This window comes from Paenibacillus glycanilyticus (genome assembly GCF_030161375.1).
In the GTDB taxonomy this organism is placed as follows: domain Bacteria; phylum Bacillota; class Bacilli; order Paenibacillales; family Paenibacillaceae; genus Pristimantibacillus; species Pristimantibacillus glycanilyticus_B.
In genome coordinates this window covers 267,183-288,701 of sequence record NZ_BSSQ01000019.1, presented here as the reverse complement: position 1 = coordinate 288,701, position 21,519 = coordinate 267,183, and the positions used below count along the sequence as shown (strand labels likewise).

At 45.3% G+C, this 21,519-nt stretch carries 23 protein-coding genes and 1 pseudogene; 11 read left to right on the top strand and 13 right to left on the bottom strand.

The genetic code is table 11. From position 1 onward, the window contains the following. Positions 1 to 9 precede the first annotated feature (9 nt). The 8 genes from QQK89_RS25300 to QQK89_RS25265 all read left to right on the top strand — a co-directional run bounded on the left by QQK89_RS25300 (position 10) and on the right by QQK89_RS25265 (position 8,300). Positions 10 to 1,278 carry a D-alanyl-D-alanine carboxypeptidase family protein gene (locus QQK89_RS25300; RefSeq protein WP_284241497.1) on the top strand — a complete coding sequence of 423 codons (1,269 nt, stop codon included), beginning with the start codon at positions 10 to 12 and terminating at the stop codon, positions 1,276 to 1,278. Between the two features lie 264 nt (positions 1,279 to 1,542). Next, positions 1,543 to 2,946 (top strand): 8-oxoguanine deaminase, encoded by a 1,404-nt coding sequence (locus tag QQK89_RS25295; RefSeq protein WP_284241496.1) that lies wholly within the window; start codon positions 1,543 to 1,545, stop codon positions 2,944 to 2,946. Positions 2,947 to 2,957: 11 nt separating this feature from the next. Continuing rightward, the gene (locus QQK89_RS25290; protein ID WP_284241495.1) at positions 2,958 to 3,470 is read left to right on the top strand and encodes an acyl-CoA thioesterase; all 513 of its coding nucleotides are present in this window, start codon (positions 2,958 to 2,960) and stop codon (positions 3,468 to 3,470) included. Between the two features lie 303 nt (positions 3,471 to 3,773). Further along, entirely contained in the window at positions 3,774 to 4,334 is a 561-nt protein-coding gene (locus QQK89_RS25285) for a hypothetical protein (protein WP_284241494.1), read from the top strand. Between the two features lie 135 nt (positions 4,335 to 4,469). Next, complete coding sequence (locus QQK89_RS25280) at positions 4,470 to 5,192, top strand: SDR family oxidoreductase (protein ID WP_284241493.1); 723 nt, start codon at positions 4,470 to 4,472, stop codon at positions 5,190 to 5,192. Then, positions 5,180 to 6,268 (top strand): threonine aldolase family protein, encoded by a 1,089-nt coding sequence (locus tag QQK89_RS25275; protein ID WP_284241571.1) that lies wholly within the window; start codon positions 5,180 to 5,182, stop codon positions 6,266 to 6,268. The genes QQK89_RS25280 and QQK89_RS25275 overlap by 13 nt, the downstream gene beginning before the upstream one ends. 169 nt (positions 6,269 to 6,437) lie before the next feature. After that, positions 6,438 to 7,394 carry an ATP-binding protein gene (locus QQK89_RS25270; RefSeq protein WP_284241491.1) on the top strand — a complete coding sequence of 319 codons (957 nt, stop codon included), beginning with the start codon at positions 6,438 to 6,440 and terminating at the stop codon, positions 7,392 to 7,394. A gap of 24 nt (positions 7,395 to 7,418) precedes the next feature. Next, entirely contained in the window at positions 7,419 to 8,300 is an 882-nt protein-coding gene (locus QQK89_RS25265) for a tetratricopeptide repeat protein (protein WP_284241490.1), read from the top strand. Positions 8,301 to 8,891: 591 nt separating this feature from the next. Here QQK89_RS25265 and QQK89_RS29760 read toward each other — a convergent pair. The 9 genes and pseudogenes from QQK89_RS29760 to QQK89_RS25225 form a co-directional block, all read right to left on the bottom strand. Then, a pseudogene (locus QQK89_RS29760) lies at positions 8,892 to 9,011 on the bottom strand (nitrous oxide reductase accessory protein NosL); the annotation flags it as partial. 218 nt (positions 9,012 to 9,229) lie between these two features. After that, a complete protein-coding gene (locus QQK89_RS25260) occupies positions 9,230 to 9,607 on the bottom strand; it encodes a FixH family protein (protein ID WP_284241489.1) in 378 nt (125 codons plus the stop codon). Between the two features lie 155 nt (positions 9,608 to 9,762). Beyond that, positions 9,763 to 9,957 carry a hypothetical protein gene (locus QQK89_RS25255; protein ID WP_284241488.1) on the bottom strand — a complete coding sequence of 65 codons (195 nt, stop codon included), beginning with the start codon at positions 9,955 to 9,957 and terminating at the stop codon, positions 9,763 to 9,765. A gap of 147 nt (positions 9,958 to 10,104) precedes the next feature. Then, positions 10,105 to 10,527: a FosM family fosfomycin resistance protein gene (gene fosM, locus QQK89_RS25250; protein WP_284241486.1), complete on the bottom strand. Its 423-nt coding sequence runs from the start codon at positions 10,525 to 10,527 to the stop codon at positions 10,105 to 10,107. Positions 10,528 to 10,563: 36 nt separating this feature from the next. Next, complete coding sequence (locus tag QQK89_RS25245) at positions 10,564 to 11,781, bottom strand: MerR family transcriptional regulator (RefSeq protein ID WP_284241485.1); 1,218 nt, start codon at positions 11,779 to 11,781, stop codon at positions 10,564 to 10,566. A gap of 108 nt (positions 11,782 to 11,889) precedes the next feature. Beyond that, complete coding sequence (nudK, locus tag QQK89_RS25240) at positions 11,890 to 12,840, bottom strand: GDP-mannose pyrophosphatase NudK (RefSeq protein WP_284241484.1); 951 nt, start codon at positions 12,838 to 12,840, stop codon at positions 11,890 to 11,892. Positions 12,841 to 13,456: 616 nt separating this feature from the next. Continuing rightward, positions 13,457 to 13,771 (bottom strand): hypothetical protein, encoded by a 315-nt coding sequence (locus QQK89_RS25235; protein ID WP_284241483.1) that lies wholly within the window; start codon positions 13,769 to 13,771, stop codon positions 13,457 to 13,459. Continuing rightward, positions 13,768 to 14,133 carry a DUF6864 domain-containing function gene (locus QQK89_RS25230; protein ID WP_284241482.1) on the bottom strand — a complete coding sequence of 122 codons (366 nt, stop codon included), beginning with the start codon at positions 14,131 to 14,133 and terminating at the stop codon, positions 13,768 to 13,770. The genes QQK89_RS25235 and QQK89_RS25230 overlap by 4 nt, the downstream gene beginning before the upstream one ends. Positions 14,134 to 14,290: 157 nt before the next feature. Then, entirely contained in the window at positions 14,291 to 14,671 is a 381-nt protein-coding gene (locus tag QQK89_RS25225) for a MerR family transcriptional regulator (protein WP_284241481.1), read from the bottom strand. Between the two features lie 199 nt (positions 14,672 to 14,870). On the opposite strand from QQK89_RS25225, the gene QQK89_RS25220 reads away from it, so the two are divergent. Together QQK89_RS25220 and msrA are read left to right on the top strand one after the other, a co-directional pair. Continuing rightward, positions 14,871 to 15,911: an SDR family NAD(P)-dependent oxidoreductase gene (locus QQK89_RS25220; RefSeq protein WP_284241480.1), complete on the top strand. Its 1,041-nt coding sequence runs from the start codon at positions 14,871 to 14,873 to the stop codon at positions 15,909 to 15,911. 156 nt (positions 15,912 to 16,067) lie between these two features. After that, positions 16,068 to 16,592 carry a peptide-methionine (S)-S-oxide reductase MsrA gene (gene msrA / locus QQK89_RS25215; RefSeq protein ID WP_284241479.1) on the top strand — a complete coding sequence of 175 codons (525 nt, stop codon included), beginning with the start codon at positions 16,068 to 16,070 and terminating at the stop codon, positions 16,590 to 16,592. Between the two features lie 101 nt (positions 16,593 to 16,693). Here msrA and QQK89_RS25210 read toward each other — a convergent pair whose 3' ends face one another. From QQK89_RS25210 to QQK89_RS25200, 3 genes are all read right to left on the bottom strand, one after another. After that, a complete protein-coding gene (locus tag QQK89_RS25210) occupies positions 16,694 to 16,945 on the bottom strand; it encodes a YolD-like family protein (RefSeq protein ID WP_284241478.1) in 252 nt (83 codons plus the stop codon). 339 nt (positions 16,946 to 17,284) lie between these two features. After that, complete coding sequence (locus tag QQK89_RS25205; RefSeq protein WP_284241477.1) at positions 17,285 to 18,112, bottom strand: sugar phosphate isomerase/epimerase family protein; 828 nt, start codon at positions 18,110 to 18,112, stop codon at positions 17,285 to 17,287. Between the two features lie 22 nt (positions 18,113 to 18,134). Then, a complete protein-coding gene (locus tag QQK89_RS25200; RefSeq protein ID WP_284241476.1) occupies positions 18,135 to 19,328 on the bottom strand; it encodes a Gfo/Idh/MocA family protein in 1,194 nt (397 codons plus the stop codon). A 16-nt stretch (positions 19,329 to 19,344) separates the two neighbouring features. Between QQK89_RS25200 and QQK89_RS25195 the strand changes: the two genes are divergently transcribed. Next, entirely contained in the window at positions 19,345 to 20,352 is a 1,008-nt protein-coding gene (locus QQK89_RS25195; protein ID WP_284241475.1) for an AraC family transcriptional regulator, read from the top strand. Between the two features lie 90 nt (positions 20,353 to 20,442). Here QQK89_RS25195 and QQK89_RS25190 read toward each other — a convergent pair whose 3' ends face one another. Then, positions 20,443 to 21,438, bottom strand: a complete 996-nt coding sequence (locus tag QQK89_RS25190; protein WP_284241474.1) for a LysM peptidoglycan-binding domain-containing protein — start codon at positions 21,436 to 21,438, stop codon at positions 20,443 to 20,445. Positions 21,439 to 21,519 lie beyond the last annotated feature (81 nt).

Below are 21,519 nucleotides of genomic sequence, written 5' to 3'. Positions count from 1 at the left end.
AGGGGAATTATGAGACCACTTCAAGGCCTGATTGTTATGTTATCTATGCTTCTTGTATTACTATCACCGACTGCCGTATTTGCGGAACAAGCTATCAGTACGGCGGAGGAACAGCAGGTGGAACAGGTTGACGGGCAATTGCCCGAGCTGACTCATTCGGGAGCAGCCATACTGATCGACGCCAAGTCGGGAGCCGTGCTCTGGGCACACAATGAAACCGAACGTCTTTATCCAGCCAGCATCACGAAGATCGTGACCGGCATTATTGCGCTTGAGCAGTCCGATCCTTCGGATATTGTAACGGTATCCAAGAACGCTCGCGGCGAGGATGGTACAAGAATCTACCTGGCAGAAGGCGAGCAGAAGCCAATGCTGGACCTGATCGAAGGGATGCTGATCAACTCGGGTAATGATGCGGCGACCGCTATTGCCGAGCATATAGACGGCACGAAGGAGCAATTTGCGGTACGCATGAATGAATTTGTCCATAAGCTTGGACTGTGGGATACCAATTTCGTTAATCCGAGCGGCTTGCCCGACGAGAATCAATACACGACCGCTAAAGACATGGCGAAGATTGCGCAATACGCGATGCAGAACGAACAGTTCCGGGAAGTTGTTTCGACAAAGTCGAAGCCATGGATCGGAGAAGAATGGGAGTCCAAGCTCATCAATCATAATAAGCTTCTGAGCAGCTATGAAGGCGCGATCGGCGTGAAGAACGGGTTTACCCAAGCGGCGGGATATACGTTGGTATCCGCGGCTGAGAGAGGCGATATGGAGCTGATTGGCGTTATTCTGAAAGGCGATACCGATTCGGGCGTGTACAAGGATATGAGCCAGCTTCTGGACTATGGCTTTGCCCATTTTACAAGCACGATGTATATGGCTGCTGACGAGAAGCGTACGTTTGTTGCGCGGGATTCCGGCAAACCCGTTAAATTTACTACCGACAAACCTCTGTACGTTACCGTTAAGGACGGCGTTGATCCTACCGTAGCGGTGGATGCGAACGGCAAAGTATACGTACAATCTTCGGAGGTGTATAACCCTTCCGAGCCGGCTGCAGCAATCATGCCGATCGTTCCGTTTGCGGAACAAGCGGAGGTCCAGATCGCGTCCGTAACGAATTCCAACCCTTTGACGAATAGTGATAACGTGAAATCAAAAGGCTGGAGTGTGGGGGTTACGGTTACCTGGTCGGTTATGTTATTGTTTATGCTGCTATCTGCTCGCGTCATGTATGTTAGGCAACGCAGAAGAAGATTATATAAATAATCGAATATAGAGGGCTGTCCCGATAAGGACGGCTCTTTTTTTATTGGAACGCTTCGGCATAAGCATGGACCACAAACGATTGGCGGTTTTTTAGGTATAGGTTACAATCCTTCCTCCAAACCACAGCTTTACTTGTCCGGTTCGTTTACAATAGGGCTAGTCAGACAAGGGGGAAATGGAAATGAACCATACAAGTGCGAGGCGCAAGGGCGTTCATAATATCGTTCAAATAGAGAATCCTATCTTTGAACGGGCGGTGACCCGATGAGTACTCTTCTGATCCGAAATGCCCGCAGCATTGTAACGATGGATGGCGAGAATCGAGTGATTCGCAATGGAGATATGTATATTGAGGGTCAAGAAATAATAGCCATTGGGGAGAAGCTGCCGTATGAAACGGCTGATCGCGTAATCGATGCTACGCACAAGATTGTTTATCCGGGTTTGATCAATACTCACCATCACCTATACCAAACGCTTACGCGCAATATCCCGCTGGCACAGGATTGCTCGTTATTCGACTGGCTGCTCACTTTGTATGAGATTTGGCGGCACTTGGAACCAGAGGACGTCTACCTAAGTGCCATGACCGGTCTTGGCGAGCTGCTCAAAAGCGGCTGTACAACTTCGTCGGATCATTTCTACGTATTTCCGAACGGTGTCTCCGAATATTTGCTCGATGAAGAGATCCGCGCGGCATCCGAGCTAGGCATACGATTCTTCCCGACTAGAGGATCCATGAGTCTAGGGAGGTCTAGTGGCGGACTTCCTCCGGACGAAGTGACTCAGACGGAATCGGTTATATTGCGGGATACCCAGCGCGTCATCGAGAAATATCATAACGCGAACCGGTTCTCGATGCTGCGTGTTGGCGTGGCGCCTTGCTCGCCATTCTCCGTGTCCAGGGATTTGCTGAAGGAGTCTTCTGCTCTTGCCCGCAGTTACGGCGTTCGGATGCATACCCACTTGGCGGAGACGATGGACGAGGAACAATTCTGTCTGGAGAAGCTAGGCGTTCGTCCGCTCGAATACATGGAGCAGACAGGATGGATCGGCGACGATGTTTGGTACGCACACGGCATTTGGTTTAACGATAGCGAAATACATAAGATGGGGGCTTGCGGTTGCGGTGTAGCGCATTGCCCGTCGAGCAACATGAAGTTGTCTTCCGGCGCTATTCCGATCCGCAAGCTGCTGGACGCAGGCGTGAAAGTAGGACTAGGCGTTGACGGTTCCGCATCAAACGATGCCTCCAACATGCTGTGGGATTTGCGAATGGCTTATCTTCTCCACAAGCATGAGCTTCAAGAGCGAGGATTAACGACAAACGAGACTTTGTCGATTGCTACCCGAGGTTCAGCTCGCGTATTGGGCTGGGAGAGCGATATAGGATCGCTTGAGGTCGGAAAAGCCGCGGATCTGTTCATGCTCGATTCGCGCAAATTAGGTTTTGCAGGGGCATTGTTTGATGACGCAGCGCTTCCGCTAACGGTAGGGGCTGCTCAGGCGGATATGACGATCGTAGGCGGACGTGTCGTTGTGGAGAACGGCATGCTGGTTGGCGTAGATGAGGAAAAGCTGGCGTTCCGGACGCAACTTGCCGCGGACCGGCTGGTGAACTCGGCAACCTTGCGCCTTGGCGTCGATTACAGAAAGTATAGAGGATAGGAGCGATTTCAATGGAAGAACGTTATTCGCGCGCATCCAGATGTTACAAAACGGCTCGGATATTCCCGACCGATGTTAATAATCACAATACGCTGTTTGGCGGCAAATTGATGGCGTATATCGACGATATTGCTTCCATTGCCGCAACCAAACATTGCCGTCGGGCAGTGGTGACAGCTTCAACGGACTCCGTTGACTTCCTGCATCCGATCCGTCCCAGCGATGCCGTTTGCCTCGAGTCGTTCGTGACGTGGACGGGCAGAACTTCCGTGGAAGTATTCGTTAAGGTCATTAAAGAAGATTTGTTAACAGGAGAGCGGACGGTAGCGGCCACCTCGTTCCTTACCTTTGTCGCTCTTAATCGAGACAACCGGCCGGTGCCGGTGCCGAAGGTTATTCCGGAATCCGAGGAAGAAACCAAACTGTACGAAACGGCTCCCCATCGAGCGGATATGCGCCGAATCCGGCGAGAGGAAAGCAAGAAATTCGCCGATTATTTGACGGTAAGCCATCCTTGGGATTAGCAGCCCGAACATAAAAAATGCGCATTCAGCTCGAATGCGCATTAACTACGTATTGAATGCAGCCATATACAAACAAGGCTAACACGACACATAATCCCACGATAATATACACTGCTTTACGTCCATTCATAATCTGCACCAGCTTTCTTATGTACATCGACTTCATCGATCTTTGATCTATTATATACGAATATGGTAGTAAAGTCATGGCGTCCCGGTCTTGCTTCATTCCCGGTTGTTACATATACTTTTATAATCGGGTTATACCGAAAGGAAGTATAGCAAGAGGGGAATGACGACAAAATGGAGCAAGCTTCCAAACCGCAGCAGGATGCCACCAACATTCCGCAGGAGGAATTTTTCGCTGCTGCCGCATTATTTTGCCGCGCATATCCTGTATTCGTCGCGGAGATTGACCGTGTAGAAGCCGAACGCGGAAAGCTGAACGATTTCCAGCTCATGCGCGCGGTTAACAAAGCCAAAGAAGGTATCGTTATCTTAGGCTGGGATTGCCGAAAAGCCGTTAATGCGTTATTTGATACGTATGTCGAGATTTACAAGCACAACAACAAGGAAAATGCCGATTATTGGGCGGAATCCACTTTTGGCTGCAGCAAGACGCTCTTCTTTGAACCTCCTGCTATGGAGGAAGAAGTAATAGAGGAGAACGGTATACCTCTGGCTTTGCGGATCGAGCATCTGTCTTCGCTTATTCATGAGCAAGAAGCAGAGCTTCTGCAAAATTACAGAGAGCTGTACCGGCTGAAGATTGCTGCCGCCCACGAGGCCGAAGCGGAAGCCGTCTACGAGGCAATAGAGGCGGCGCTTGAACCGATGGAGCAGAACAAGCAAGAGGAAGAGTAAAGCGCATGACAACAAAACCGCTGCCAGCTTGGCAGCGGTTTTGCCCGCGAGGGGCCGAAATCGATTTCAACGGTAACTTCGTGTGTTATACTCGAGTGTATTGCATTGCAGGTTGATGAGAGGAGACCGGAAGCCATGAGCAAATCGATCGTAGTAACGGGAGCAGACCGTGGGGTTGGACTGGCACTTGTAGCCAAATGGCTGGAAGGCGGCCATCGTGTTTTCGCGGGACAATATGCCGACAGCGCCGAGCTAACGGAATTGCAACAGAGATTCGAAGAGCGATTAACGGTTATACCGCTTGACGTATCTAATGATGCCAGTGTGAAGCATGCCTATGAACAGGTATTATCCCATACGGATAAGCTTGATGTTCTGATCAATAACGCAGCAATCTTGGGAGATATCCGAAATACGATTCAAGGCGATCTTCAGTATGAAGAAATGTTGAATGTATTTAATGTCAATGCGCTGGGAAGCCTGCGTATGAGTCAGGTTTTTACGCCCATGCTGCTGCAAAGCAATTCCAAGCTTATTGCCAATATCTCTTCCGAGGCGGGTAGCATAACGGACTGCCGTCGAGATGCCTGGTATGCATATTGCATGTCCAAAGCGGCGCTCAACATGCAGTCGAAGTTAATTCATAATAGTCTTAAGCCGCTTGGCGGAAGGGTTCTCGTCATCCATCCTGGTTGGGTGAAGACGCATATGCAAGGCAAGCTGGACGAAGCGGCAGAGCTTACTCCGGAACAATCCGCTGCTGGCATTACGCAGGTTATTCATGCGGCAATGGCTAGAGATGCATCCACGATGGATTGCGAATACATAGATTACGAAGGTAGGAAATTGAATTGGTAAAGACGCTCTTGGAAGTATTTAACGAGGTGAAATACCCGGTTGTTGGACACGGCAAACGGAACGTGCAAGTGTTAAAGGATACATTTGATCATTTGAGTGGCGATATCGATAGCGATATTTATGGAACGGGCAAAGTCATCGAGGATTTCCAAGCGAAAATCGCCGCTTATCTTGGCAAGCCGTCAGCCGTCTTTTTCCCAAGCGGAACAATGGCGCAGCAGATTGCCTTGCGGCAATGGTGCGACGAGAAAGGCAGCCGCAAGGTCGCGTATCATCCGCTTTGCCATCTGGAGATTCATGAGCAGGACGGGCTGAGGGAGCTTCATCACCTTGAGCCTGTGTTGCTAGCGGACAAGGACCGATTGATCACTCTGGAAGATGTACGGCAGATGGATGATGATGTTGCCTGCTTGCTGTTGGAGCTTCCGCAGCGCGAAATCGGCGGACAGCTGCCGGCTTTTGAAGAGCTGGAAGCTATAGCGGCCTATTGCCGGGATAAAGGCATCAAGCTTCACTTGGACGGGGCAAGACTTTATGAGATTTTGCCGTATTACGGGAAATCGGCTGCAGAGGTTTGCAGTTTGTTTGACAGTGTATATGTTTCGTTTTATAAAGGAATCGGAGGCATTGCCGGAGCTATTCTGGCCGGTGAAGAAGCGTTCACCAAGCAATCGAAGATCTGGAAGCGCCGACATGGCGGCGACTTGATCAGTCTCTATCCTTACATTATTAACGCAGATCAGGCCTTTGACGAACGGTTGTCGAAGATGGAGCATTACTACGAAGCCGCAGTCGAGTTGGCGGAAATGTACAATAATTGCGGGGGATTGACAACTCGCCCGGTGGTTCCGGTGTCCAATATGTTCCATGTCCATGCGGATATGCCGAAAGAGACGTTCGAGAAGGTCCTGATCGACGTGTACGAAGAAACAGGGATTGGTCTCACGGGCAACGTAAGAGAAGCCGGACAAGGATCCTATTACGAGGTCAGCTTAGGGGATCGTTACGAGGGAATTCCGAAAGATCTTTTGAAACAGGCTTTCGTACGTCTTCAAGCGAAAATGAACGATAAGTAGAATGGCATATGAAAATTAACAAAGAGGCCTATGCATGCAGCATAGGCCTCTTTGTTATTCTTCTTGTTTTACTCGCCTATCGCTCCGCTTCATGAGAATGTAAAACAAAAACTGAAAGGAATATGATAAAATTTTCAATAGCCATGTTACAGGCTAAGGAGGAATCAAAATGTCAGATTACGATGAATTATCGGAAAAACGTAAAAACAAGCTGAAGCTGATTCAGTTCAACAAAGATGACCAATCCTTGATTGAATCGGACAAACCTAAAGAAACGTTTGAAGATGTCGGCGGTTTGGAAGACGTCAAGAAGAAGATTCGGATGAATTTTATCCTTCCTCTCAAGCAACCGGAAATTTTCAAAGCTTATGGCAAGGAAGCCGGCGGCAGCTTGTTATTGTTTGGACCTCCGGGTTGCGGAAAAACGTTTCTGGCGCGCGCGGTTGCCGGCGAGATTGACGCTAATTTCATCCATATCGAGCTACAGGCTATCCTATCGATGTATGTCGGGCAAAGCGAACATAATTTGCATGATGTCTTCCAAAAAGCGAGAGAAAATAAACCTTGCGTTATATTCATCGATGAGCTGGATGCTATGGGCGGGAGCCGTCATCAAATGAGGCAACATCACGAACGAATGCTTGTTAACCAGCTTTTGACGGAGCTTGACGGACTGCAATCCGGTAATGACCAGGTATTTGTAATTGGGGCGACCAACACGCCATGGTATTTGGATTCCGCATTGAGACGTCCGGGAAGATTTAATCATCTTGTGTTTGTACCACCGCCTGAGGAAGCAGAACGTGCCACGATCTTGCAGTTGAAACTTGCGGGTAAGCCAACAGGTTCATTGAATCTGGACAAACTTTCCGCTGATACGAAGCTTTTCTCCGGGGCAGATCTCGAGCAGGTCGTAAATGATGCGGTTAATTCGGCTATGGAAAGAACTTTTGAGACTGGCGAAATCCAACCAATCACGCAAGATGATATGCGCAAGTCTGTAAAAGAACGAAAAGCAACTACTATTGAGTGGTTTGCAACAGCTAGGAACTATGCTACTTTTAGCGATGTAAATGGCGACTATCAGATCGTACTTGATTATGCGAAGAAGCATGGCATCAAATAACGGAAACGGCAGGAGGATTTCTACGTGGAAGACACGATAAGGCCAGAATCTCTTTCAGACTATAGCGCCGTATACCAGTTGATGAGCTGGAAACGGTATAAGGAAGCATTAGCCGAGACGGAGAAGCTGTTGCGGGAGGATCCTCAAAACCCCGATTCTTATGCGCTTTATGCGCAGATCTGTCTTCTAATGGGAGATTACGATAAAGCACAGCATTGGGTCGAGGAAGCGTTACGCCGGGATCCTGAGCATCAATTAGGATGGTATGTACGCGTATCCGTATTTTATGAGACCGAAAATGCGGCGGCATTTGATGAGGCACTCAAGGAAGCACAGCGAATTGACCCCTATGAAGCGCATTATTATTACTTGGAAGCCAATCAGCTCAACAAGAAGGGTAAATTCAAGGAGGCTAAGGCACGAATCGAGATCGCACTCGAGTTGGAGTCCGAGAATGCGCAATACCTGTCTATGTTGAGCTATATTGAAGCGCTGCTTGGGCAAGATGAGGTATCCCGAGAATTGGAACGCGAAGCACTTCGTTATGGTACCGAAGAGCCTGTTATTCTGATGTATCTGGCTTGGGCAGCCGCCAGGCGCGGTGATTATAAATTGCAAGAAACTTATATGCGCAGCGCAGTACGTTTGAACCCGGAAGAAAAACAATACCAGGACGAATATTTAGAGTCACTACGCCATCAATATCTGCTTTATCGAATTTGTTTGTGGCCAAATAAACTGTTTCGCAAAATGAAACGTTGGCAAATCTTTGTGATCTGGGCAGCAGGATGGATATTATTTAAACCATTGCTAATTCTATTCATTATCCTACATATTATCGCGCATTGGTCAACCAGAGCCATTGTGCATGTGAAAATCTTCGGTTGGCGCAGAAGGCGAACTTAAATGAAATAATCTAATCGGACTGATTCAGTAAACGTGAATCAGTCTATTTCTTATTTCTTACAATAACAATAATGAGGGGGTTGATAATGTTTTGTTGTAAGCGCTTGCATTATTAGGCATGACAATTGTGATAGAACGTGGATTTAAGTGAATGAATATTGGATAATTTGCGGTTTAGCGATACGATACGTAATTACGAATAATTTGAGTATAGATTAAGTAATAATCAATCAAACTGGTAACGCATGAAATTTACTAATAACGAAATTTATCATTTAAGTTGCAGCAGTTACAGTTACAGGATAATAAAAGTGTAGAAACAGAAATACAAAAAGAAACGATACATTAGAAACGGAAACGAAACTCAAACAATAAGACAAACAACTAACACAATGTAGAAAACACTAACACAATGTAGAAAACTGATGATAACGGCGATTCAGGGTTTTGTACTGCATAACTTCTTCACAAAACCCGTATTTTATACATATGTCTATAGATCGGTATAATCGTCAAAATCATCATCATCTCATCTATTATATTATAATTTTATCTACATTCATTTTAGCATTTAACGATTCTTTCCTTCCCATTCGTACAGCCGATATCGTCAAACTTCAAAGACTGCCCATCTACCGTAACGATTTGGGTTGCGAACGCATCGTCCTTAATTGACATGTTACAGATCGAGCATTTGTCCGTTTCCTCGTTACCCGTATTGAAGTGCCATCGCCATATTCTGGCACTTCAAAGACTGCCCATCTACCGTAACGATTTGGGTTGCGAACGCATCGTCCTTAATTGACATGTTACAGATCGAGCATTTGTCCGTTTCCTCGTTACCCGTATTGAAGTGCCATCGCCATATTCTGGCGTATAAACCTCGACGTACCGGCTGTATCACAATTGTTTATTCTCTGTTTGACCGATTAGAGCTGCAGGCTAATCTTTCTCTCGTGATCATCTTTCTTCAGAGAAACAATCGCCTTCCAATCGCCATTCATTGGAAGATAAACTTGGGTATGGTATTCTCCTATTCCACTTCTCTCCATTTGCTCCTTCAGCTTATGATTCATACCCGACATGGACATGGAAAGATTGATTCGAACACGGTCGACATCTACAAGATTTCCAGCTACATCTTTTATAACCAAGTTGTATTTGTGGACAGTGGTATCGCCTTTGTTTGGAGTGTCTTCAATCGATACTGTCAGACCATCCAGGAATGGACTTGATGACACCTTTGTTCCTAGACTGTAGACAGCCAGCAAGATAACCAACATAGCGATAGTTGCCGCAGCGTACATTTTATACCGCTTACTCTTCATCATGATTTGTACCGTAGGCTAATCACTTCTGCATGAATCATTTAATTTAACTCCTCGACTCTAATCTCTGTGAATAGTCTAGCATGGGGACAATAGCAACCACAAGACTAGTACAACAAACAGCAAAGATATAATTAACCGAAAACATTGTCTACCGAATTGTCCATAAAAGAATCGAACACGGACATGGCAAACGGAATCAGGTAAAATAAAGCAAATCCACAAACGCTTGGTCCAAGAAACATCAATGCTGCCGAAGTATCCTGTCGGATCCATTTTTTTATCTTTTTCGTCAACAGGTAACCACGCCAAAAACCCCACTTCTTCATTCACCGTTCCCTCCCCCATTCCATAGAGAATAGGGTAGAAAAATGAAATAAAAAGTAGGGTTATTTTTAAATTTCCCTTAAATGTCCTTTTACGCAATCGAATTTGATTGCGCGTAAGAAGCGCCGGGAATGCGGATAAGGAAGTCCTTAATCGAAAAACTCCATATGCGCTTTTTCTTGTTTGTAGTAATCTATTCTATCTTGTAGAGTACCTGTATGAAACTCAAACTTATGACCATCTGGGTCAGTAAAATAAATAGACTTTCTATCTTTTTCATCTCTTGGACGACTTGACAAGATGTTTACGTTAAATTCCATTAGTTTCTCGTACATTTCTTCAAAGTCATCTTCTTCTATTGAAAATGCTATATGTGTATAGGATTGGCTTATTTCATTACGGGAAATATCTTTTTCTACATTCAGGGCAATCCACATTCCATTCAAATCAAAATAAGCAGTACTTCTACCCTTAACTAACAATTTTGCATCAAAAACATTTTGATAAAACGCAATAGAATTCTCTAAATTAGAAACTGAAAATAAAAAGTGATTCAAACCTTTTGTAGACACCTTACCACCTCGTAATTAGACTTCTTAATTAAATAGTTATTTGGAAAATATCTTTCTGGACCGGAAAAAACCGGATTCCATCGTAATATAGATTTTTCCGTCTCTTTTCAAGATTTCCCTGTTCAAATAGGCTCTAAAGGCTTTTAATTTATCGCCCTTCAAATAGTTTCTTGCGTTCATAGGTGTTGAAGTCATGTAATGAATGAGTGGCTCCGCCTCATCTACCTCCATGTAATCTTCGTACCGCAATAACTCAACGTCTGAGAAGTGGGACGACAAAATCTCCTTTCCGTTATCCAAATGAAACCTCTCCATAACATCATCCAGCACTCTAAGTTCCGGGTCGAATGCTCTCGCTAGCTGCTCTATTTCCTGAAGATGTTCTCTGCTCATGGTTGAGGTATACAGGAGGCCATCGTTCTTAAGGATCCTACGGCATTCGGTCAGAGCTTGCCCGATATCGAGTACATGATAAAGCATGTGATTCGCAATAACCACATCAAACTCGCCATCGTGGAACGGAATGGATTGCGCGTCGGCGAGAAGAAAGGCAAAGCTGCCGCTGATCTCTTTTACATTGGCGCGAGCGGCCTCTAACATGCCGGGAGATGAATCGGTAAGCATGATGCTCCAGGAAGGTGGTATCCTGTCCCTATTTCGACTCCACAAGGAGGCATCTCCACAACCAAGTTCCAATATTTTCAGATCCGGTGCCGAGCCGAGCTGATCGAAGAACCATCGGTGCCAACCGATTTTATTGGCGCTGAAGGTATCGTACAACTGGATTCTGGCCTGCAGCCGGAGCGCGTTGCGGTACTGCTCTCCCCAATCTTTCTCGGTATGAATCGTCTGAATGATTTCGAACAAGCTATCCCATGACGTTTCCGCTTGATGGTTCTCCAGTACATCTAGTGCTTCATCGATTGCTTTGGATACATATTGCATGTGATCGATTTTGGCTCGGATCACTTCTTTTTGAAGGATGAGTGAGCTTCTTAAATCCTGCGCAAGAAATGAGCCTTCATGAATGATAGGCTTTATTTCGGCAAGACTCAGACCGATATATTTGAGCGAATGTATTTTTTGCAGCCGAACTAAGTCGTCTTTACTGTACATTCGGACAGAAGCATGGTTAACGTAAGATGGCTTCAGCAACCCGATCTGGTCATAATACCGCAAGGTTCGGAGGGTTAATCCCGTCCGTTTCACGATCTGTCCAGTCGTCCAATATTCTTTGTCTTCAGGCGCTGGCATCTACAAGCCCCCATAGCAACAAGTGTTAAGTTAATTATACAATCGACATCAAAAGAGGAGTACCTCCCCTTAGGATGAACTCCTCTTTTATCTATACTATACCCTCTCCTATACGATTCGAGGAATGTCTCTTATATCACTATAGACGATCTTTCCCATTCCTCGTGCCACGTTCACCATTTCATCGGCACCTTGGGAGGGCCCTCCGATTCGAAGAACCGCATCGCAATGTTTCAAAAGTCGAACGGAGGATGGATGGAAAATTCGATTAAAAATATCGTCTCCGATCTGCTGTGAACCTGCTTTCTCGATTAATGGAAGAGCATACCATTCGCCAAGTACAGGCAAATGGCCTGCCTCATATACCTGAAGCGCGGTATCGTTCATTAATTCGATGTTCCTCTGAATCAAATCCGGATTGTCTCCCGTTCCCGAACGATAAGGTCCCGCAATGAGGATATGCTGTTGTCTTAAAACGGGATCAAGCAGCCGATTGATTTGAGCGTATTGCAGCAGCATAATCGTTTTTCCGTCTTTGATCTCTCCTGTCTGTATCATATCGATCGCCTGCTGAAAGGGATATTCCAGCACTTCAATGTTTTCTTGCTCTTCCTTGACTCCTCCGCCCTCTCCAACTTTCATGTTTGAAGAATATTCCGCGACAAAAAAATGCAAAATTTCCGTTACGGATCCTGGCGACATGTAGGCTTCTCCGATTTTTTGTACGTTGGTTATTCGGTAACCGGTCTCTTCTTCGGTCTCCCGGCGGATGCTGTCTTCCGCGCTTTCCTTGTCCAACAAACCTGCGCAAGCTTCGATTAGTAACCCCGTCTCATTTCCGTTTACGTAAGTCGGGATCCGGAACTGCCGAGTCAAAATAATCGTCTGCTGCTCCCGATTATAGAGCAAGATTGTTGAACCGTTCCCTCGATCATATGATTCCCTAGACTGACTATTCCAGGAACCATCCCTTGCTTCACTCATGTAAGTAATTTTCTTAAGCACATACCAGTTATCGGACAAAATTTCCTCGTTTACGATTCGGATCTTTGGATTCATCGTATCCCTTCCTTTCGATGAATCTCATTATATCGGGTTACGCAACGTCACCTTCAAGTCTTTTTTCTTAATAAAACCAAATAAAAAAGTCGCAGCATATGCGACTTCCGTTTTGTGCATTTGGTGTTATCAAGCTTTTCTTGTATATCCATCCTCATATAATTCTAGTTAATTCACTGTTGATTACTCGATGTGCGGCAACAAAATGATCTTTCGGACTAATCCCAAACGATGCAAATTGAACTTTTGATTGATTGGTAATAAATTGAACTTCATACTGCTTAGCATTTCCCACAAAAAAGCTATTATAGGTGGATGCGTGCGGTTTCACAATAAACGAAACATGGTGTATTAATTTCTTCTTACCGTTTAATGCATACACTTTGATTGTCACTCTAGCCTTCTTATGTTGATTCTGATTTAACGAGTTTACAACAATATCTTTGGATACAATCTTATCTTTCTCCGTTAAATTATTCAGAGGTCCAGTCGTATATTTACGGATCGTACTCACACTCCCTTTCATTAACAAGACAGTATATGAAAGTCATTTCGCTATACTATCTTATTCATTCAGGGAGTTATGCGATTGGACGTCGCTGATTTTGCAACTCGACTAGCCTCCATCTTCTTTTGACCTCGATCCTATCAAGTAACCGATAATTGTCGATTCAACAGGTAGCACCACAAGCGTCCACATTTCCTTTAAACCAAAGTCAGGCGAACGATATTGGTCGGGGATCAGAGTATAGACCAGAGCGATGAGAAGCACGCCGAGCGTAATCGTACCGACGATATACAGGCGTACGTTCTCGCCTGAACCAAAGAATTTCCCTAGAAAGCCAAGTTCCGCTTTGCGTTTGTCGTTTTCCGCGTTCGCGGCGATGATCTTGCTGGCTACCTTCGGATCCTGAATTTCGATTTTGTTCATATCGGCACGACCCCCTCTCCCGCAAAGAAAGTAAAGGCCAACGTCCAGGATGTCGCATCGTAATTGATTGTCACTTCATAACGTAACGATAGTTTGCGGTTGTTCAACACGCCGAGCTGAATCATATCTTGATTACCGATTGGCTTCCCTCTCGGAAAATTAACGCAAGCGATGCGAACTTCGTTGTATCGGACCAGCTCAATATTCGTCATGAAGTCGTCTCGTTCCGATTCGTGTTCAATGCAAAATATGAATGTTAGCGGATCGCTCTCTTCCGACAATATAATTTCGATCGGATTCATTCCATAGGCCAGTACACGGCCGTGATATACGGCTTCGAATCCGCCGGACTTAATTTTCATCGTTTACACCTCCGCGGTAAGTTGTTATCGTACAATCTCATTACTATAGTGTACGGGCAGGGGTTTAAATTCATGTCTATCGATCGATCATACCGGCATAGCAGCCGAAATAAAAACAGCGTTACCGGTTTAATCGGAAACGCTGTTCTTTGTTAGCTTACGTTTGATTAGCTTGACTTTGTTTGATTTCGGCATACCGTGACAGTTTAAATTCCACTAGTAGAAGCGCTTGATCAATTTGCTCTTTTTGCTGCATGAGCTTATCACGTTGTTTTTTTACGATCTCTTCACGATGCTCGATTGAAAACCTCGTATCATCGAGCGGCATAATCATAATTTTTTTCATTTCCTCAATACTCATACCAATGCTTCTAAAACATTGAATCATTTGCAAGTTGTATATATCTGTACCATTGAATATCCGATACCCATTATTATCACGTTCTATATTGGGCAATAACCCGGCTTTGTCATAATAACGGATTGTATCTGTCTGCATACCTAATTTCTGTGAAACCTCTTTAATTGTATATTTCATGGACCCACCATTCTTTCCGTATTCATTTGTCTGAATACTATCTTCTTACAGTACTTTAGTCAATTATGCAAACTTATGTGTTCTTCAGCTAATTCATATGAAAATATTGTTCTTGCCTTGGAGTGCACTCCAATGTCTATAATTCGTGTCAGACAATTTTGATACAAGTATTTAACTATAGAAGACGGAGATGATCACAATGAAGGTGTTGACTGTACAATCCCCTATTCAATCTCATTACGGCGCTAAAACAACAGCCAAAGAAATCCTTAAGAATATGGATTTGAGCGGGAAAAACGTCATCGTAACCGGCGGTTATTCCGGTGTTGGACTTGAAACGACCAAAGCTTTAGCCAATGCGGGAGCTAATGTTTTCTTGCCAGTTCGGAGTATGCAAAAAACGGAACAACTGTTGAAAGGGTTGCCCTCCATTGAAAGATATCCTATGGATTTAATGGTACCTTCATCAATTGATGCTTTCTCAAGCTGGTTTTTGGAAAAAAACATTCCATTGCATATTCTTATAAACAACGGTGGAATTATGAATCCCCCATTAAGAAGAGATTCGCGCGGATATGAGTCTCAATTTTCCACCAATCATTTAGGCCATTTTCAATTAACCGCGAGACTCTTTCCTGCCCTGAAGCTGTCAAACGGAGCTCGTGTTATATCCATATCGTCTAGAGCACAGCGTTTAGGCGGAGTATTATTCGATGATCCTCATTTCGAGCATACGGAATATAACGGCATGCGGGCGTATGCGCAATCAAAGTCAGCGAATGTATTGTTTGCTGTGTGGTTGGATCTGATTGGTCAAGAGCAAGGAGTGCGCGCTTTTGCCGTCCATCCGGGCTTAATTCCAACTACTAATTTAGGAATCCGTAAATTTGAGAATGATCCATCCAAATTAAAACGCGGAATTGCCAGGATTATTCCTGCGATCATGAGAGCGTTACATGTAACCGAACTCATTAATATAAGCAAAAGAGCAAGAAAGATGAGTGTTGCAGATGAGTTCAAAACGATCCAGCAAGGAGCTGCAACATCCATATGGTGTGCAGTAAGCAGTGATTTAGAAGGAATGGGAGGTGTCTATTGCGAAGACTGCAATATTGCATATTCAGTGCCTGCCGACAGCAATGAACCATATGGCATACGCCCCTGGGCAATTGACCCTCTCCTTGCAGAGAAGTTATGGAGATTGAGTGAGGAACTAACAGGTGTAGCTTTTAAAATATGACGACGGTAAAGAGCTAGTGGATGAATTAAAACTAATTATATCTAGATATCATTGAATATAACAAAATATAATTGTGTTTTAGAATATGATCACTTATTATTAGAAATTAAATAGCATCGTTTGAAGCTACATCTAACTAGAAAAGAGGAATGAAATATGCTGCAAAAAGCAACTTTTGCAGGGGGTTGCTTCTGGTGTATGGTAAGCCCCTTCGAGGAACAACCTGGTATTCACGGGATCTTATCCGGATATATGGGAGGACATATTGAGAATCCGACCTATGAGCAAGTACTGACAGGTGAATCAGGTCATCTGGAAGTCGTTCAAATTACCTTTGATCCGGACATTTTCCCTTATGAGAAGTTATTAGAACTTTACTGGCCCCAGATCGATCCGACAGATGCGATTGGCCAAGGAAATGACCGTAAAAGCCAATACCGTGCTGCTATCTTGTATCATAATGAAGAACAAAAAACATTGGCACTCAAGTCGCGTGAAGATCTAGCCAATAGCGGACGCTTCGATAACCCGGTTGTAACGGCAATTGAGGAAGCATCGGTATTCTATCCGGCTGAAGAATATCATCAAGGTTATCATAAGAAGAACCCTGAACATTATAAAGAATCCCGTATTTATTCAGGTAGAGAAGCTATTATTGAAAAATATTGGAGCAATAATTAAGGCACAAAAAAAGCAATAGGCAATCAATATCGCCTTTTGCTTTTTATTTTTTATATTATTTTGCTAATTCATAGGATCTATAGATGCCTGGCAGACCTAACTCAATCCCTTGGATAATTCATGTTCATAATATCCATGAAAGGAACCTTATCCAACCCGTCTGCCGTATTCACATGGACCTTGCCTGTTCTGGAATCCATCGCTACGATTTGTCCCCGTACGCTCTCTTCTCTTCCCCAAACGGTCAACAGAATCACGGATTCCTCCTGAAAAGCCTCCACCAGCTGATTTCCTATCTCCTCCAGAACGAATTCGTCTCTGGTAGGTCTCTTCGGTACTTTCTTTTTTGCCACGTTCGTCACGCCCTCGCTTAATATCTTGAAACTTTATTATAATATCTTTGCACCTGACAAGTCTTCTATATTCGTTCACGAATACGTACAAAAATTTTCCTGTTAAATATCAAAACCACGATATACGCTGCTTTGATGGGAATTTTGCAACTTCGACCAGCAAAAGATGTATTTACTTCAACAGACACAGATCGCTCTTAAGCTATCTAAAAAAGAGAAGCACTACAATTCTCAATGAGAATTATAGCACTCCTCCTACCTACTAATCATAAAAAGCCGCAATTTATGCGGCTTACATATGTTACTATATTCTTCTCGTCCGAAAGAGTCCTTAGACCTCTATTCCCATGCCATCTCAGCATGCTCCAGTAGCCGCTTCAGTGCACGAACAGCAGTCACGACACGTTTCGGATTGCTGGCATGCGGCAGGTAACTGGAGAGATGCGGCTCCACGGACAGGAATCCGTCGTACCCGCGTTCCCGGAGCGCACGCAGCAACTCTTCTATTTGTCCCTCTCCCACTCCCGCCGGAACAAACTGCCTTGGGTCGCTTGTCGCGTCCTTGACATGGATATACGCCGTGTATGTTTCCAATTTGGGATAGGCATCGCTCATCGGCTTGACATGGTTGATGACGAAATTTCCTGGGTCAAATGCGAGCCGTAGCGAATCCGAAGCGCAGTGCTGCAGGATATCGAGACAGCGATCGTCTGTGGCGCCATACAAGTGATCGTCATTCTCCAGAATTAGAATGACTCGATTCTGTTCGGCAATCGTGGCCAATTGCTTCATCCGGTTCAGCACTTCATCCCGGCAATCATCCAAGCTACTGTTCTCCGGCAGATAATAAGAGAAGAGTCGAATATATGTGGTGCCAAGCGTATGCGCAGCTACAATCGCTTTGTGCAGGCTTTCGATTTGCGGCGCAAACTCGTCCTGGAGCGAATATTTACCTATAGGAGACGCAATGGATGAGATGCCGAAGCCGCGTGCTTCGGTGATTGCACGAATTTGCCTGAGCTCCTCGCCGGTCAAATCAAGGACATTTTTGCCCCATACACCGCGCAGCTCTATATAGGAAAGCCCCTCTTGCTGTAGAACGTCCAACTGTTCTTCAAGATCATGCGAGATTTCATCGGCGAAGCAGGTCAATTTAACTTGTGCCATGATTCCTCTCCCCCCATTCCAATTATTTAGTCGTTCCAAAGGATGCGGACATGTCTTCGCTCGAAGCTCGCGAACGGACAGCTTTCTTCACATAGCTCGAGGTGCGGATGCGTTCTTCTAGCTCCGCTTGGAATGCATCCCCGTCGATTGGCACCGTAATGGGACGCTTCTGAAACGAAGACAACATGATGCCGTTCGCCAATGTCAGTGAACCAAGCCCTTCTGGACCTTCTGCAATCAAGTCGACCTGCTGGCCGAGCAAACGCTGTATCAAGCGTTCCGTCACGATATGATGGCCATTCGGCGCATCGGCATGGACGAATATTTCTTCCGGGGTAATGTCCCATTCGGCAAAACGCTGATCCGTATCTCTTGTAAATTCGTGCATCGATTGCGGATATCGGTAATGCAGCAATTTGCCGTTTTCCAGTATCAATTTTCCCAAATCGCCGACGATTTCCATTCTGTTCGTGCCCGGCAGCTCCGCTGTCGTTACGATGAGATGCCCTACCATGCCCCCGGGATGCTCGAAATACGCCGTGACTTCATCCTCGACCTCAATATCATGATATTTGCCAATATGCGCATGGCCTGAAATCAATTCCGGCAGTCCAAACAGCCATTGGTACATATCAAGCGTATGCGGACATTGGTTCGTCAAGATACCGCCGCCTTCACCTGCCCAAGTCGCGCGCCAGCCTCCGCTATCGTAATACGCTTGGGATCGAAACCACTTCGTATGTATCCATGTCGCGCGTGTAAGCTTGCCGAGCAAACCGCTTTCCATGATTTCTTTGAGTTTGGCGTAATAAGGGAGTGTCCGCTCTTGAAACATAATGGCAAATTGCAGGTCTGGATGATGTAATTTGGCAGCTTCGTATGCTTGAATCATTTCCTTCGCGGCATTGACATGCACTGCGATCGGCTTTTCACACATCACATGAATGCCCCGTTTGAACGCTTCTATCGCAATGAAGGGATGATCATAATGCGGAACGGCGACGATTACAACATCGATTTTTGCGTGGTCCAGCATATCGACGGCATCGTAATACGCTGAAGCCCCGCAGTCTTTCGCCGTGGAATCCGCGATCTCTTTGTTCGTGTCGCAGACAGCGACGAGTTTTACATGATCCATCTTGCGTAAATAATTCACATGATGCGCTCCGATGCTGCCGATTCCGACAAGTCCGAATGTAATGATACGATCGCTCATAAGGTGAACCTCCTGATTGCGGTTTAATGAATTCGCTGTATTTATCGAATGGATTGGAACCAACCCTACTCCCATCCTATCGCATATCAATTACAACTTCCTTGACGAAATTGCCATGAAAGTGGATAATATTGCTCAAAATAACAAGGGGAGATTCCGTTTGATCAATGAGTATATCGCCCAGTTCGACGAGCATGTTCATTTTCTGCACGCGGTCCGGACACCGCCGTTCAGTATCCATTTCCATCTGCATCAAGGCTGCGAAATCTTCTTTCTGATCCGGGGCGATGTAAACTATTTTGTCGATAAAGCCGTTTATCCTCTTCAGATCGGCGATCTGATCATTACGAACGAGCATGAAATCCATAAGCCTGCTCTCCTGTCAGATTCGCTTTATGAGCGCGTAACCATTGAATTCAACCCGGCGCTTATCGCCTTATTTCAGACGGAGCAACTGCAGTTGCTTCAATGCTTCTATAACCGCCCGATCGGCGAGCATAACAAAATCGCGCTGAACGAACAGGAGAAATCGCAGCTCGCTGAGCTGTTTGCCAAGTATAACGACTTTACAAAGCATCCTCGTCCAGAATCCCCAGTCCTAAAGCTAGGTTGCCTGCTCGAAATTCTAGTTGCGATTCAACGCAGCTACAATCGGAATCAAGAGAATCAGGACAAGAACAGTGGCATGGATTTGCCGCCGAAGCTAGCTCCTATTCTGACCTATCTCGATCAGCATCTGGCCGAGGATTTGTCGCTGGAACGTCTCGAAAGCCTGTTTTACATTAGCAAATACCATCTAAGCAGGCTGTTCAAAAAGCATACCGGAAGCACGATTCACGAGTATATTATCTACAAGCGCATCGCATTGGCCAAAACCCTGCTAAGAGAAGGGCGCAGCGTTACAGAGGCCAGCATGGATGCGGGATTTAACGATTATTCCGGCTTCCTTCGCATGTTCAAAAAGAAGGTCGGCGTCCTGCCCAAACATTACGCGAAGCAAAGCCAAGTTTCTCTGCTCAAGTGAATTCGACCACCTATAGAAACAGAGCAGCAGCAGTCATGGACTTGAAAATAAAGTCCTAGACTGCTGCTGCTCTGTTGTATTCAATGCGACCTAAGCCTTTGGAATTTTCAGCACCGTCCCGGCTTTCACATCGTTAATATTTACAATGTGATTGTATTTCGCGATAACCATCACATAGTTGTCGGAGCCATAATAGATTTTGGAGATGCTGTAGAGCGTCTCGCCGCTCTTTACGGTATGAATGGATGATCCTACTGCCCCATTTTCTTCATCAGGCCTGTCGTTTTTCAGGGAAGGAATGACGAGGTTGGTACCTGCTTTCAATCCTGCATTTTTATCAAGCTTGTTTTCTTTCGCGATAGCATCCACATATCCCGCCGATTTGTAGAACATTCTCGAAACTTCTGACAGCGTATCGCCTGCTCGGACCAGATAGGTAGCGGGCAAATGTATTTTCGAATAGTCTTTGGTTCCTTGCTGGCCGATATCTATTGAGCTGGTTGTTGATGACAAGGCAGGAATCTTAAGCGTATCTCCAACTTTCATATCATTAATAAGCAAGATATGGTTATGCTCTGCAATGAGCGAGTAATAATCCTTAGATTGATAGAACTTCTGGGATATCAAGCGTAGCGTGTCGCCTTTTTGGACCACATAGGTGGTTGAAAGCTTCTTCGTTTTAGTAAGGGCTTCCGTTGATTGCAAAGGTTTTTCTGTCTGTGCAGGCTTAGGATTCTCCGTCTGTTTATCGCTTTCACTGACCGGTGTGTTAGATGCGGAAGGAGCAGGTTCTTCTGTCACATCATCGTAATCCTGTGTAGGTACTTGTTCCTCATCGCTGTCAACGTTTCCGGTGGCCATGGGGTCATCTGACAATGGTTCGTTTCCGCCATTCCCATTATTAAGGGACTCCGATTGCTCCGCATCCCCGGTAGCTAGCGGAAGGTTAGAATCCACTTTATTCGAATATTTGTTGTACAAAACTCCGCCAATGCCAATGAGCATGATCATTATCGCCAAATAGATGATGAGAATGGTTTGTTTTAAGGTGACCTGTCTGCCTTTGGCATGTTTGCTGCTGCGCATGCTTCTTTTTTCCAAAACGTAATCTTCTCCTTTGTTCCTCCATTTAAACCTATTCTATCGGACTTATTGAATGCTATGGAA

Coding starts and splice junctions, on each gene's coding strand:
- QQK89_RS25295 (WP_284241496.1), top strand. CDS start 1,543: ATGAGTACTCTTCTGATCCGAAATGCCCGCAGCATTGTAACGATGGAT.
- QQK89_RS25200 (WP_284241476.1), bottom strand. CDS start 19,328: ATGAGCGATCGTATCATTACATTCGGACTTGTCGGAATCGGCAGCATC.
- QQK89_RS25280 (WP_284241493.1), top strand. CDS start 4,470: ATGAGCAAATCGATCGTAGTAACGGGAGCAGACCGTGGGGTTGGACTG.
- QQK89_RS25235 (WP_284241483.1), bottom strand. CDS start 13,771: ATGAACAAAATCGAAATTCAGGATCCGAAGGTAGCCAGCAAGATCATC.
- QQK89_RS25255 (WP_284241488.1), bottom strand. CDS start 9,957: ATGAAGAAGTGGGGTTTTTGGCGTGGTTACCTGTTGACGAAAAAGATA.
- QQK89_RS25225 (WP_284241481.1), bottom strand. CDS start 14,671: ATGAAATATACAATTAAAGAGGTTTCACAGAAATTAGGTATGCAGACA.
- QQK89_RS25270 (WP_284241491.1), top strand. CDS start 6,438: ATGTCAGATTACGATGAATTATCGGAAAAACGTAAAAACAAGCTGAAG.
- QQK89_RS25190 (WP_284241474.1), bottom strand. CDS start 21,438: ATGCGCAGCAGCAAACATGCCAAAGGCAGACAGGTCACCTTAAAACAA.
- QQK89_RS25205 (WP_284241477.1), bottom strand. CDS start 18,112: ATGGCACAAGTTAAATTGACCTGCTTCGCCGATGAAATCTCGCATGAT.
- nudK (WP_284241484.1), bottom strand. CDS start 12,840: ATGAATCCAAAGATCCGAATCGTAAACGAGGAAATTTTGTCCGATAAC.
- QQK89_RS25220 (WP_284241480.1), top strand. CDS start 14,871: ATGAAGGTGTTGACTGTACAATCCCCTATTCAATCTCATTACGGCGCT.
- QQK89_RS25245 (WP_284241485.1), bottom strand. CDS start 11,781: ATGCCAGCGCCTGAAGACAAAGAATATTGGACGACTGGACAGATCGTG.
- QQK89_RS25290 (WP_284241495.1), top strand. CDS start 2,958: ATGGAAGAACGTTATTCGCGCGCATCCAGATGTTACAAAACGGCTCGG.
- QQK89_RS25285 (WP_284241494.1), top strand. CDS start 3,774: ATGGAGCAAGCTTCCAAACCGCAGCAGGATGCCACCAACATTCCGCAG.
- QQK89_RS25260 (WP_284241489.1), bottom strand. CDS start 9,607: ATGTACGCTGCGGCAACTATCGCTATGTTGGTTATCTTGCTGGCTGTC.
- msrA (WP_284241479.1), top strand. CDS start 16,068: ATGCTGCAAAAAGCAACTTTTGCAGGGGGTTGCTTCTGGTGTATGGTA.
- QQK89_RS25230 (WP_284241482.1), bottom strand. CDS start 14,133: ATGAAAATTAAGTCCGGCGGATTCGAAGCCGTATATCACGGCCGTGTA.
- QQK89_RS25300 (WP_284241497.1), top strand. CDS start 10: ATGAGACCACTTCAAGGCCTGATTGTTATGTTATCTATGCTTCTTGTA.